This window comes from Roseovarius sp. YIN77, from assembly GCF_057219155.1.
Genome location: NZ_JBXVVI010000013.1, coordinates 87,294 through 97,784, shown reverse-complemented (window position 1 = coordinate 97,784; position 10,491 = coordinate 87,294). Strand labels below are relative to the sequence as shown.

Sequence of the window (10,491 nt, the reverse complement as noted above, 5' to 3'; positions counted from 1 at the left end):
CAACCTGAAGTTCGACGTCGAACTGATCGCCCCGATCGCCATGGAAGAAAAACTGCGCTTCGCCATCCGCGAAGGCGGACGCACCGTCGGTTCCGGCGTCGTCTCCAAAATCCACGAGTAATTCTACTCGTGGCCACCCTGTTCGAAGTAGGCCGGGAAATACCTCCCGGTCTACCTCTCAACGCGAAAGGCAAATAAAATGGCAGTTCAAAGCCAAAACATTCGCATCCGGCTGAAGGCCTTCGATTACCGTGTACTGGACGCCAGCACTCAGGAAATCGTTTCCACCGCCAAACGCACTGGTGCTCAGGTTCGCGGTCCTATCCCGCTGCCCAACAAGATCGAGAAATTCACCGTTCTGCGTGGTCCTCACGTGAACAAGAAATCTCGGGACCAGTTCGAGATCCGCACGCATAAGCGCCTGCTGGACATCGTCGACCCAACACCACAAACCGTGGACGCGCTGATGAAGCTCGACCTGGCTGCCGGTGTTGACGTCGAGATCAAGGTTTAAGGAGGGTATCGACGATGCGCTCTGGTGTAATCGCGAAAAAAGTCGGCATGACCCGGCTTTTCATGGAGGACGGGAAGCAGATTCCTGTGACCGTACTTCAGCTTGACGCCCTGCAGGTCGTTGCACAACGTACTGCGGATAAAGATGGATACACAGCTGTTCAGCTGGGGGCAGGCACTGCCAAAGCAAAACGCACATCGCAAGCGATGCGCGGCCACTTTGCTGCGGCCAATGTAGCACCCAAGCGGAAGGTCACAGAATTCCGTGTGTCCGAGGAAAACCTGATCGCCGTTGGCGAAGAAATCTCTGCCGAGCATTATGTCGAAGGTCAATTTGTTGACGTTTCCGGCACATCGATCGGTAAAGGTTTTGCTGGTGCCATGAAACGCCACAACTTTGGTGGTCTGCGCGCCACGCACGGTGTGTCGATCAGCCACCGTTCGCACGGCTCCACCGGTCAGTGTCAGGATCCGGGCAAGGTGTTCAAAGGCAAGAAAATGGCCGGCCACATGGGTGCTGCCAAGGTCACCACACAGAACCTGCAGGTTGTTAAAACCGACGCAGATCGTGGTCTGATCATGGTCAAAGGCGCTGTTCCAGGTTCCAAAGGCGGCTGGGTCACTGTCAAAGACGCTGTGAAAAAGGCTCTGCCAGAAGGTGTTGCTTTCCCGGCTGCGCTGAAATCTGCAGCGGCTGAAGCAGCAGTAGAAGAAACCTCTGAAGGAGGTGCGGAAGAATGAAACTTGACGTGATCAATCTTGACGGCGGCAATGCCGGTTCCGTTGATCTGGGCGAAGAAATCTTCGGCCTGGAACCACGTGCGGACATTCTGCACCGTGTGGTCCGTTGGCAGCGCAACAAGGCGCAGGCTGGCACCCACAAGGTGAAAACACGGTCGGAAACCAGCTATTCCACCAAGAAGATCTATCGCCAAAAAGGCACCGGTGGCGCTCGTCACGGTTCCCGCAATGCGCCGATCTTCCGCAAAGGTGGTGTGTATAAGGGCCCGACCCCGCGCAGCCACGCCCACGATCTGCCGAAGAAATTCCGCGCTCTGGGTCTGAAACACGCCCTGTCCGCCAAAGCGAAAGCCGGCGAACTGGTTGTGATCGAGGCCGCAGAAGCTGAAGGCAAGACCGCCGCTCTGGCCAAACAGGTTGCAAACCTGGGCTGGAAACGCGCGCTGATCATTGATGGCGCTGCCGTCAACGAAGGCTTTGCCAAAGCTGCCCGCAATATCGAAGGTCTGGATATCCTGCCGACGATGGGTGCAAACGTCTATGACATCCTGAAGCGTGACACTCTGGTGATCACCAAAGCAGGTGTCGAAGCACTGGAGGCTCGTCTGAAATGAGCGCTAAAGCAGAACATTACGACGTCGTTCGCAAACCGGTGATCACCGAGAAATCGACCATGGCATCTGAAAATGGTGCGGTTGTTTTCGAGGTCGCCATCGACGCGAACAAGCCACAGATCAAAGAAGCTGTTGAAAGCCTCTTTGGCGTCAAGGTGAAAGCGGTCAACACCACGATCACCAAAGGCAAAGTCAAACGCTTCCGCGGCCAGCTGGGCAAGCGCAAAGACGTGAAAAAAGCCTATGTGACGCTCGAAGAAGGCAACACAATCGACGTGTCGACCGGACTGTAAGATCTAGGTTTTCGAGAGATTAAGAAACCCCGCTGAGAGGCGGGGTTTTTTGGTTTTGTCGGTTTCTATTCGGCAAATAGTGAAGAGATAATTTCGCTTGGTTTGCTGACGAAGACTGGTTTGCCAAGAGAGCCGATCATATCGTCCGGTAAACGTTCAGCAACATCCGTACGTCCTATTACAGGAGCTGAGCAACCTGGGGCAAACAGCACGAATGGCCCGGTGAGCAAGAAATGGTAGATGCTATCCATGAGTGCTGGGTGTGAACAGGGTTTGAAAATATATATTCCGCTGACAAACCCGTTTTCTTCGTCAATCGAGAGATGGCAGGAGTTCTGTTCATCATACTTCAAGGGAATAAATGAAATGCCACTTGTGCCTGTTTGTGGGTTCCCAAAAATATTTAATACATTTCCCACCGTTACATCCGAAGTTTGGTTCGCCCAATAGCTTTGAAAGTAAAATTCGATTCCCATGCACAAAACCTCCCAATTGCGTAGGGTGGGGTTTCACCCCACCAAAAACCACCACAACACTGGTGGGCAGAATGCCCACCCTACATCTGAATGACAACACCGCGTGAATAGCGGCCCAAGGGCTACCGCGTGACCACCGGACCGCTCGTCACGCCAACGGCGTGCGATGTCATGGTGGCGCGCCTCTGGTGCGACGGGCCGGCGATGGGGCGGGGGGCGCTTCGCCCCGCGACATCCCGTAGGCCGGGGTTCACCCCGGCACCTGCATCCCAACTGACCTCGGCACTCCATTCCGCGTCGGGTGGGATTTCCCCCCACAACTCCCCCCAAAAAACCGTAATCGTTAACGTCCGCGATCCCCTCGCCAACTGCACCGTCGCAATACCGTTAAAATACCGACGCAATACCGACGTTGATTTTGGCGGTAACGTTTCTGTGCTGGTGGTTGCCCCCCAAACCCCCCATAACGGCATTATGACCACCACCACACCAAACGCCCCGGGCCTCAGCGGTTGGGCGCTTTTGTTCTTCCTCAGCTTTGTCTGGGGCGGGGCGTTCATGTCGATGGCTGTGGCGTTGGAAAATTACGGGCCCTTCACCGTTGCGGCGGGCCGTATTGGCATTGGTGCACTGGCGTTGTTGGCGGTTGTTATCGTCACCCGCCCCGGCGATCTGGCGATCCGTGATCCAAGGACTTTGGGCTTCATACTGGCCTTGGGTATCTTGAATTTTGCGATGCCTTTCAGCCTGTTAACCTGGGGGATTCAGCAGGTTCCGTCGGCCTTTGCCGGTGTTGCAATGGGCTCTTCGCCGCTCTTTGTTCTTGCTTTGGCATATCTCTTTGTTCCGGAAGAACAAATCGGTCCACGCCGGATTGCGGGTGTTGTTATTGGCTTTGTCGGTCTTTTGGTCCTGATCCTGCCCGGTGCCATGGCGGCGGACAGCGCGGGCGGGTCGCTGCTTGCCAGAATGGCCTGCGTCGGGGCATCGCTGTGCTATTCGATCGGGGCGATCTTGATCCGCCGCGCGCCACCGATCCCGCCAATGGTGTTCACCACCGGGATGCTGACCGCGGGAACGCTGGTTCTGATGCCGATCGCCCTGATGTTGGAGGGGATGCCACAGATCACCGGCGCCCGGGCGACATGGGCCATTCTTTACGCTGGGCTTCTGCCCACAGGGTTGGCCTTCTTGCTGCGCGTTGTGTTGATCCGATCCGCAGGCCCCATTTTCATGAGCCTCGTGGCCTATATAGTCCCGCTCTGGGCGGTACTTTTGGGGGTCGCTTTGCTGGGCGAAACCCTGCAACCCAGCACCTATATTGGTGCGGCTATTATCCTGTCGGGCGTTGGCCTGACACAGGCGCGGTTCTTGTCAAAACGTTAGTGGGTGTCAAAACACCGACCAGCCCGTTGCCCGTGCCAGCATCGCCGCCGCCCGTGTTCCGGCGTGCGAATTTCCGTATCGGTTCAACCCCGGTGACCAGATAGCGATTGATGCCACACCCGGCGCGATCACCAGAATGCCGCCGCCCACACCACTTTTGCCGGGCAAACCAACCTGATAGGCGAATTCTCCAGATCCATCGTAATGACCGCACATCATCATCAGCGAATTGATGCGTTTGGAATGGTTTAGGGGCAGGGGCATGGTTGCGTCACCGAGCCGGGCAAAGGATCGGCCCAGCCGCGCCAGCTGATCGGTTGTCATTTCGATGGCGCATTGGTGGAAATAGGTGCCCAAGGTCAGATCAGGCGCGTTTCGCAGATTGCCATGGGAGGCCAGATAATGCGCCAGCGCCTTGTTGCGGGCGCCGGTTACCTGTTCGTTGGCGGCGACCTGTTGATTGATGTAAATCTCATCCGTGCCGGCCATGTCGCGAACCAGCCCCACTATTTCGGCCAGCGCCTGTTTGGGTTCGCGCCCCGACAGCAGCGCATCAGTGGTGACAATTGCACCTGCGTTGACAAAGGGATTGCGCGGACGGCCCTGTTCGCGTTCCAGCAGCACGACGGAATCAAACGATGTGCCTGATGGTTCGCGCCCCACACGCGTCCAGATCTGATCGCCCAACCGGCCCAAGGCCGCGGCCAGAACGAAGACCTTGGAAATGCTCTGGATCGAAAAGGGCACATCCGCAGCGCCCGCGCTAAAGTTTCGCCCATCGGCCAGACAGACGGACATGGCGAATTGCGCCGGCGCGACACGCGCCAGATCAGGGATGTACTGCGCGGGCGTGCCCCAGTCATCTTCGGCCATGATCTGGGCGTGAATGTCATCGAGTATGTGTTGGTTGACTGTCATTCTATCCTCTCGGCGCCCGAACAGCTCCAATCTTTGGCCAAGCCCGGCGCGAATTCAAGGCTGAAGGCCGGCCCCGCCCCGCCCACTCTGTCAGAGCACAATTGTTCACATCTGCCATCCTATCTCAAAACCCACCGACGTGTTGCAGTCGCGATACCGACGCAATACCGACGTCTGTTTTTAGGTTAGATTTTGCGGGTCAGGCGGTGGTGCGCCACGCCTTTATTTTATTGGATTTCCCTTGACCAGAGGGGCGCGCTCACTTAAACGAAGCCAGTCGCAGGCCTCGGATTCGTTCCGGGGCTTATGATATTTGGAATTTGGGGACCTTCGGGGCCCTACAAACAGGCCACCTTCGGGGGGCTACAACATAGGCGGGACAGCCAATCGGGCGCCCGTCAGCTAGTAAACGGAAGACAGAAAGCATGGCACTCAAGTCGTACAAACCGACGACGCCGGGCCAGCGCGGGCTGGTGCTGATTGACCGTTCGGAGCTTTGGAAAGGACGTCCAGTCAAATCCTTGACAGAGGGTTTGACGAAAAAGGGCGGTCGGAACAATACCGGACGGATTACACAGCGCCGCCGTGGTGGTGGGGCGAAACGTCTCTACCGGATTGTTGATTTCAAACGCAACAAATTCGACGTGACCGCAACCGTAGAGCGGATCGAATACGATCCCAACCGGACTGCGTTCATTGCTCTGATCAAATACGAAGACGGCGAGCAGGCCTATATCCTGGCCCCGCAGCGTCTGGGTGTTGGTGATCAGATTGTGGCCAGCCAAAAGGCCGACATCAAGCCGGGCAACGCGATGCCCTTTACCGGTCTGCCGATCGGGACCATCATTCACAACATCGAACTGAAAGCAGGCAAAGGCGGCCAGATCGCTCGTGCAGCCGGCACTTACGCTCAGTTTGTTGGTCGTGATGGTGGTTATGCACAGATCCGCCTGTCTTCGGGCGAACTGCGCATGGTGCGTCAGGAATGCATGGCCACCGTTGGTGCCGTGTCCAACCCCGACAACTCGAACCAGAACTTCGGTAAAGCAGGTCGTAACCGTCACAAGGGCATCCGCCCATCCGTGCGTGGTGTTGTTATGAACCCGATCGATCACCCCCATGGTGGTGGTGAGGGCCGGACCTCTGGTGGTCGTCACCCGGTAACCCCATGGGGCAAACCGACCAAAGGTGCACGTACCCGCAACAAGAACAAGGCGTCGCAGAAGCTGATCATCCGCTCGCGTCACGCCAAGAAGAAAGGGCGCTAAGATATGTCTCGCTCTGTATGGAAAGGCCCCTTTGTTGATTCCTATGTCCTTAAAAAGGCAGAGGCAGCACGGGACTCCGGCCGTAATGATGTGATCAAGATCTGGTCGCGCCGTTCCACCATTTTGCCCCAGTTCGTGGGTTTGACCTTTGGTGTTTATAACGGCCGCAAACATATCCCGGTAAACGTATCCGAGGACATGATTGGCCAGAAGTTTGGCGAATATTCCCCGACACGGACCTATTACGGTCACGCCGCGGATAAAAAAGCGAAGCGGAGATAACGGTCATGGGTAAAGAGAAAAACGCTCGCCGCGTGGCTGACAACGAAGCAATGGCCAAAACCCGTATGCTTCGCACCTCGCCGCAAAAGCTGAACCTGGTTGCTGCAATGATCCGTGGTAAGAAAGTTGAAAAGGCTCTGTCCGATCTGACTTTCTCCAAACGCCGGATCGCTCAGGACGTGAAGAAATGCCTTCAGTCCGCGATTGCAAACGCCGAAAACAACCACAACCTGGATGTCGATGAGCTGATCGTTGCAGAAGCTTATGTCGGCAAGAACCTGGTCATGAAGCGTGGTCGCCCACGTGCACGTGGTCGGTTTGGGGCTCTGAAGAAACCATTCTCAGAGCTGACAATCACGGTTCGTCAGGTAGAGGAGCAAGCCTAATGGGTAACAAAGTCAATCCAATCGGCATGCGCCTTCAGGTCAACCGCACCTGGGACAGCCGCTGGTACGCCGATACCAAGGATTATGGTAATCTTCTGTTGGAAGACATCAAAATCCGCGACTTCATCAAGGATGAGTGCAAACAAGCCGGCATCAGCCGTGTGATCATCGAACGTCCGCACAAAAAGTGCCGCGTCACGATCCACACTGCACGTCCGGGCGTGATCATTGGCAAGAAAGGCGCTGACATTGAAGGTCTGCGCAAGAAAATCGCCAACATCACCGACAGCGAACTGCACCTGAACATTGTTGAGGTTCGTAAGCCGGAGCTGGACGCCGCACTGGTTGCTGAAAGCATCGCCCAACAGCTGGAACGCCGGGTTTCTTTCCGTCGTGCCATGAAACGGGCCGTGCAGAACGCAATGCGCATGGGCGCCGAAGGCATTCGTGTGAATGTTGCCGGTCGTCTGGGTGGTGCTGAAATCGCACGTACCGAATGGTACCGCGAAGGACGCGTTCCGCTGCACACTCTGCGTGCTGACATCGATTACGCACATGCTGAAGGCCTGACAGCCTACGGTATTATCGGGATCAAGGTCTGGATCTTCAAAGGTGAGATCATGGAGCATGACCCGGCTGCGCGTGACCGTAAGGCACAGGAACTCCAGGATGGCCCTGCACCTCGCGGTGCTGGCGGTCGTCGCTAAGGGGGAATAGACATGCTTCAACCAAAGCGTACAAAATTCCGCAAGATGTTCAAAGGACGGATCAAGGGCGAGGCCAAAGGCGGCTCTGATCTGAACTTCGGCTCTTACGGTCTGAAAGCAACCGAGCCAGAGCGTGTAACCGCACGTCAGATCGAGGCTGCGCGTCGTGCAATGACCCGTCACATGAAACGGCAAGGTCGTGTCTGGATCCGGATTTTCCCGGACACTCCAGTGACCTCCAAGCCGACCGAAGTGCGGATGGGTAAGGGTAAAGGCTCTGTCGATTTTTGGGCATGCAAGGTCAAACCAGGCCGTGTGATGTTTGAAATTGATGGCGTTGCAGATTCCATCGCCCGCGAGGCCCTGCGCCTGGCAGCGATGAAACTGCCGGTCAAAACCCGTATCGTCGAGCGCGAAGACTGGTAAGGGTAGGGGGCAACCCCAGCTGAGAGATCAAAAACCCCCGTCGAGAAATCGGCGGGGGTTTTTGCGTCAAATCAACCTGGAAGCCATTGCTGACATTGCAATTGTAGGTCAACTATATCGCTGGTTTATTCGAAAGGGTGCAAGTTGAGCAACGTATTGGTCCCAGAGTTTGCCGTTTCTGACTGGCGTAAGTCGAAATCGTTTTATTGCGATGTCCTTGGATTTGAGTGTGCTTATGAGCGCCCGGAAGAAGGGTTTTGTTATCTACGTCTGGGAGGTGCGGAACTGATGATCGACCAGATAGGAGAAGGTCGCACCTTCGACGACGGGCATCTGCCCACCAACTATCCCTTTGGAAAGGGGCTGAATGTTCAGATTGAAGTCCCGTCCATAGCACCTCTCGTCGAGGCACTTGCCAGAGTTGAGCATGCTCTGTTCCTACCTGTCGAAGATAAATGGTATCGCGTCGGCACCGAAGAATTGGGTAACAGGCAGTTTGTCGTTGCAGATCCCGACGGCTATCTGCTTCGGTTCTTTCAAGATCTGGGTTCACGGCCAATCCAAGATTAAACTGGGCCGTGTGATATTTGAAATCGATAGCGGGCGGACGACATCGCCCGTGAAGATCGATAAGCGATGGGCAGGCTGCCACCCTAAAGACACCCCCCGCCGAGCAATCGGCGGGGGTTTTGTTTTTTGGTGGTGCAGTGACCTATTCGACCAGCACGCGCCCCGGTTTCCCAACTTCGTGAACCCGAAAGACGATCACAACGCCCCCATCCGGCCCCGATGTGGCCGTGTGGACGTGCCCAAGCGGGACATGCACGGTCTGACCTGCGCTGAAAGGTTGATCGGGCTGTCCGTCCAGATGCAAGATGCCCGAACCCTCGATCACATAGATGAACTCTTCGCCCGGGTGCCAATGCAGGGGCAGGGTCATGTTGGGCGGCAGTGAGACACGGCTCACGATGACCTCGGTTCCCTCGACACCTGCCAGCGTGGTTTTTGACAGTGCTTCGATTTCGGGTTTGGTGAGGTCGGCTGCTGTCGTTTCATCATGTGCCCAGCTGGCCGATGCCAGACATAGGGTGAAAATGGTGGCGGTTGTTTTCTTTAGCGTAAACATCAGGCGGCTCCTTTGATTTCATCTTCGACCAGAACGCGTTCTGGTAGACCTTCTTCATGGACGCGAAACGCGATCAAAGTGACAGGTTCGTCGCCGGTAGAGGCTGTATGTACCACTTTATAGGGCACTTTGACAGCTTCGCCCGCCGTCACTGTTTTGGCATCATGGCCCTCCAGCCAAAGCGTTGTTGTGCCACTTATCACATAGATGAACTCTTCTCCGGGACGCCAATGCCGGGGCAGGGTGAAGTTAGGGGGGAACACGCAGTGGCTGACCACGACGTCTGTATTGGCGACGCCCTCCAGCGCCTCGGTCATCATTTCCAACTTTCGCAAACTACACCCGCAAATACAGGTGGACGTTAGTTCAAGCTATGATCATGCCAATTTGGGGCTTCGCGAGGCTGAAATCGCCATCCGCGCCACCAAGAAGGCACCAGATAGTGCCTTTGGCAGAAATGTCAGCCCGTTTCGTTTTGCGCTCTATTCAACCGAAGACTATATGAACCAACATCCCGATATCCCCTTGGGAAAGCATGATTTCTATATGATTGATCAGGCGGTGGGATGGTTGGTGCCAACGGTCAGGGCAACCCGCGAAGAGGGCATGAAGCGGGCGGTGTTTCAATGCCTGCGGGCTAATGCCGTGGTCAATGCAACGGCGACCGGGATGGGGGGTACGATGATGCCTTGTTATGCCGGGGATCAGGACGATCGCCTGATCCGGGTTTCAGACACGATCCCGAGCTTGGACATGGAATTGTGGGTTCTGACCCACCCAGATCTGCGAAACTCTGCCAAAGTGCGTCCCTGATGTCATTTCTCTACAATGATCTGGAAATGCGGCGCGACTTGTGGGCCGGAGAGCGTAAAAAACCCACCAAGTGGAATTTCCTGCCTCGCAATTAACGATGCTGTGTCATAAATATTCACCATGACCCGTTTCGCCCCACTTCCCGATCCGCCCTATTATGCCGTGATTTTCACGGCCCAGCGAACAGCGGTTGATGAGGGCTATGGCGCGATGGCCGACCTGATGGTGGAAATGGCGGCTGGTCAACCCGGTTATATCGGCGTGGAGACCACACGTGATGCCGAAGGTCTGGGCATCACAGTCAGTTATTGGGAAGATGAGGCTTCCCTTTCGGCGTGGAAAGAGGTCGCAAAACATGCGCTGGCCCAGAAATTGGGCAAAGAACGTTGGTATGAGTATTACACCTTGCGGGTTGCCAAAGTGGAACGCCACTATGACGGCCCGGAAGGGCGATAGCACAAACAGGCACGCGGCCCCTCTGCGGCAAGGGCCGCATTCACCCTGAGGTATTTGGGGCGAAAGGAAGCCAGTATTCCTTTGTG

Annotated in this window: 18 protein-coding genes; 14 read left to right on the top strand and 4 right to left on the bottom strand. The window is 56.0% G+C overall.

The features are described 5' to 3' along the window. The 5 genes from AC2D8P_RS12115 to AC2D8P_RS12095 form a co-directional block, all read left to right on the top strand. On the top strand, positions 1-121 hold a 121-nt coding region (locus AC2D8P_RS12115), incomplete at its 5' end, for an EF-Tu C-terminal domain-related protein (RefSeq protein WP_484703008.1). A 78-nt stretch (positions 122-199) separates the two neighbouring features. Then, positions 200-514: a 30S ribosomal protein S10 gene (gene rpsJ / locus AC2D8P_RS12110; RefSeq protein WP_484703005.1), complete on the top strand. Its 315-nt coding sequence runs from the start codon at positions 200-202 to the stop codon at positions 512-514. A gap of 14 nt (positions 515-528) precedes the next feature. Further along, entirely contained in the window at positions 529-1,254 is a 726-nt protein-coding gene (rplC, locus tag AC2D8P_RS12105) for a 50S ribosomal protein L3 (RefSeq protein WP_484703004.1), read from the top strand. Next, the gene (rplD, locus tag AC2D8P_RS12100; protein ID WP_484703003.1) at positions 1,251-1,868 is read left to right on the top strand and encodes a 50S ribosomal protein L4; all 618 of its coding nucleotides are present in this window, start codon (positions 1,251-1,253) and stop codon (positions 1,866-1,868) included. Before rplC ends, rplD begins: the two co-directional genes overlap by 4 nt. Continuing rightward, on the top strand, positions 1,865-2,161 hold the full coding sequence (locus AC2D8P_RS12095) for a 50S ribosomal protein L23 (protein ID WP_484703002.1): 297 nt from the start codon (positions 1,865-1,867) through the stop codon (positions 2,159-2,161). Before rplD ends, AC2D8P_RS12095 begins: the two co-directional genes overlap by 4 nt. 65 nt (positions 2,162-2,226) lie before the next feature. Here AC2D8P_RS12095 and AC2D8P_RS12090 read toward each other — a convergent pair whose 3' ends face one another. Further along, positions 2,227-2,637, bottom strand: a complete 411-nt coding sequence (locus AC2D8P_RS12090) for a hypothetical protein (RefSeq protein ID WP_484703001.1) — start codon at positions 2,635-2,637, stop codon at positions 2,227-2,229. Positions 2,638-2,766: 129 nt separating this feature from the next. On the opposite strand from AC2D8P_RS12090, the gene AC2D8P_RS12085 reads away from it, so the two are divergent. Further along, a complete protein-coding gene (locus AC2D8P_RS12085; protein ID WP_484703000.1) occupies positions 2,767-4,023 on the top strand; it encodes a DMT family transporter in 1,257 nt (418 codons plus the stop codon). Between the two features lie 6 nt (positions 4,024-4,029). Here the strand turns inward: AC2D8P_RS12085 and AC2D8P_RS12080 are convergent, their stop codons facing one another. Continuing rightward, positions 4,030-4,941 (bottom strand): glutaminase, encoded by a 912-nt coding sequence (locus AC2D8P_RS12080; RefSeq protein WP_484702999.1) that lies wholly within the window; start codon positions 4,939-4,941, stop codon positions 4,030-4,032. Between the two features lie 425 nt (positions 4,942-5,366). Here AC2D8P_RS12080 and rplB point away from each other — a divergent pair, with 425 nt between their 5' ends. The 6 genes from rplB to AC2D8P_RS12050 all read left to right on the top strand — a co-directional run bounded on the left by rplB (position 5,367) and on the right by AC2D8P_RS12050 (position 8,580). Continuing rightward, positions 5,367-6,209 (top strand): 50S ribosomal protein L2, encoded by an 843-nt coding sequence (rplB, locus tag AC2D8P_RS12075; RefSeq protein ID WP_484702998.1) that lies wholly within the window; start codon positions 5,367-5,369, stop codon positions 6,207-6,209. 3 nt (positions 6,210-6,212) lie between these two features. Beyond that, on the top strand, positions 6,213-6,491 hold the full coding sequence (rpsS, locus tag AC2D8P_RS12070; protein ID WP_484702997.1) for a 30S ribosomal protein S19: 279 nt from the start codon (positions 6,213-6,215) through the stop codon (positions 6,489-6,491). A 5-nt stretch (positions 6,492-6,496) separates the two neighbouring features. Continuing rightward, complete coding sequence (gene rplV, locus AC2D8P_RS12065; protein ID WP_484702996.1) at positions 6,497-6,877, top strand: 50S ribosomal protein L22; 381 nt, start codon at positions 6,497-6,499, stop codon at positions 6,875-6,877. Beyond that, the gene (gene rpsC, locus AC2D8P_RS12060) at positions 6,877-7,584 is read left to right on the top strand and encodes a 30S ribosomal protein S3 (RefSeq protein WP_484702995.1); all 708 of its coding nucleotides are present in this window, start codon (positions 6,877-6,879) and stop codon (positions 7,582-7,584) included. The genes rplV and rpsC overlap by 1 nt, the downstream gene beginning before the upstream one ends. 12 nt (positions 7,585-7,596) lie before the next feature. Further along, complete coding sequence (rplP, locus tag AC2D8P_RS12055; RefSeq protein ID WP_484702994.1) at positions 7,597-8,010, top strand: 50S ribosomal protein L16; 414 nt, start codon at positions 7,597-7,599, stop codon at positions 8,008-8,010. Between the two features lie 144 nt (positions 8,011-8,154). Next, positions 8,155-8,580: a bleomycin resistance protein gene (locus AC2D8P_RS12050; RefSeq protein ID WP_484702993.1), complete on the top strand. Its 426-nt coding sequence runs from the start codon at positions 8,155-8,157 to the stop codon at positions 8,578-8,580. Positions 8,581-8,722: 142 nt separating this feature from the next. On the opposite strand, the gene AC2D8P_RS12045 is transcribed toward AC2D8P_RS12050, so the two are convergent. Together AC2D8P_RS12045 and AC2D8P_RS12040 are read right to left on the bottom strand one after the other, a co-directional pair. Further along, positions 8,723-9,136, bottom strand: coding sequence for a cupin domain-containing protein (locus AC2D8P_RS12045; protein ID WP_484702992.1), 414 nt, complete (start codon positions 9,134-9,136; stop codon positions 8,723-8,725). Next, the gene (locus AC2D8P_RS12040; protein WP_484702991.1) at positions 9,136-9,471 is read right to left on the bottom strand and encodes a cupin domain-containing protein; all 336 of its coding nucleotides are present in this window, start codon (positions 9,469-9,471) and stop codon (positions 9,136-9,138) included. The genes AC2D8P_RS12045 and AC2D8P_RS12040 overlap by 1 nt, the downstream gene beginning before the upstream one ends. A gap of 19 nt (positions 9,472-9,490) precedes the next feature. Here AC2D8P_RS12040 and AC2D8P_RS12035 point away from each other — a divergent pair, with 19 nt between their 5' ends. Both AC2D8P_RS12035 and AC2D8P_RS12030 read left to right on the top strand, forming a co-directional pair. Next, positions 9,491-9,949 carry a LysR substrate-binding domain-containing protein gene (locus tag AC2D8P_RS12035; RefSeq protein ID WP_484702990.1) on the top strand — a complete coding sequence of 153 codons (459 nt, stop codon included), beginning with the start codon at positions 9,491-9,493 and terminating at the stop codon, positions 9,947-9,949. Between the two features lie 120 nt (positions 9,950-10,069). Next, the gene (locus tag AC2D8P_RS12030) at positions 10,070-10,405 is read left to right on the top strand and encodes an antibiotic biosynthesis monooxygenase family protein (RefSeq protein ID WP_484702989.1); all 336 of its coding nucleotides are present in this window, start codon (positions 10,070-10,072) and stop codon (positions 10,403-10,405) included. Positions 10,406-10,491 lie beyond the last annotated feature (86 nt).

Coding starts and splice junctions, on each gene's coding strand:
- AC2D8P_RS12090 (WP_484703001.1), bottom strand. CDS start 2,637: ATGGGAATCGAATTTTACTTTCAAAGCTATTGGGCGAACCAAACTTCG.
- rplC (WP_484703004.1), top strand. CDS start 529: ATGCGCTCTGGTGTAATCGCGAAAAAAGTCGGCATGACCCGGCTTTTC.
- rpsS (WP_484702997.1), top strand. CDS start 6,213: ATGTCTCGCTCTGTATGGAAAGGCCCCTTTGTTGATTCCTATGTCCTT.
- AC2D8P_RS12080 (WP_484702999.1), bottom strand. CDS start 4,941: ATGACAGTCAACCAACACATACTCGATGACATTCACGCCCAGATCATG.
- AC2D8P_RS12045 (WP_484702992.1), bottom strand. CDS start 9,136: ATGTTTACGCTAAAGAAAACAACCGCCACCATTTTCACCCTATGTCTG.
- rplP (WP_484702994.1), top strand. CDS start 7,597: ATGCTTCAACCAAAGCGTACAAAATTCCGCAAGATGTTCAAAGGACGG.
- rpsC (WP_484702995.1), top strand. CDS start 6,877: ATGGGTAACAAAGTCAATCCAATCGGCATGCGCCTTCAGGTCAACCGC.
- AC2D8P_RS12030 (WP_484702989.1), top strand. CDS start 10,070: ATGACCCGTTTCGCCCCACTTCCCGATCCGCCCTATTATGCCGTGATT.
- rplD (WP_484703003.1), top strand. CDS start 1,251: ATGAAACTTGACGTGATCAATCTTGACGGCGGCAATGCCGGTTCCGTT.
- rplB (WP_484702998.1), top strand. CDS start 5,367: ATGGCACTCAAGTCGTACAAACCGACGACGCCGGGCCAGCGCGGGCTG.
- AC2D8P_RS12095 (WP_484703002.1), top strand. CDS start 1,865: ATGAGCGCTAAAGCAGAACATTACGACGTCGTTCGCAAACCGGTGATC.
- rpsJ (WP_484703005.1), top strand. CDS start 200: ATGGCAGTTCAAAGCCAAAACATTCGCATCCGGCTGAAGGCCTTCGAT.
- rplV (WP_484702996.1), top strand. CDS start 6,497: ATGGGTAAAGAGAAAAACGCTCGCCGCGTGGCTGACAACGAAGCAATG.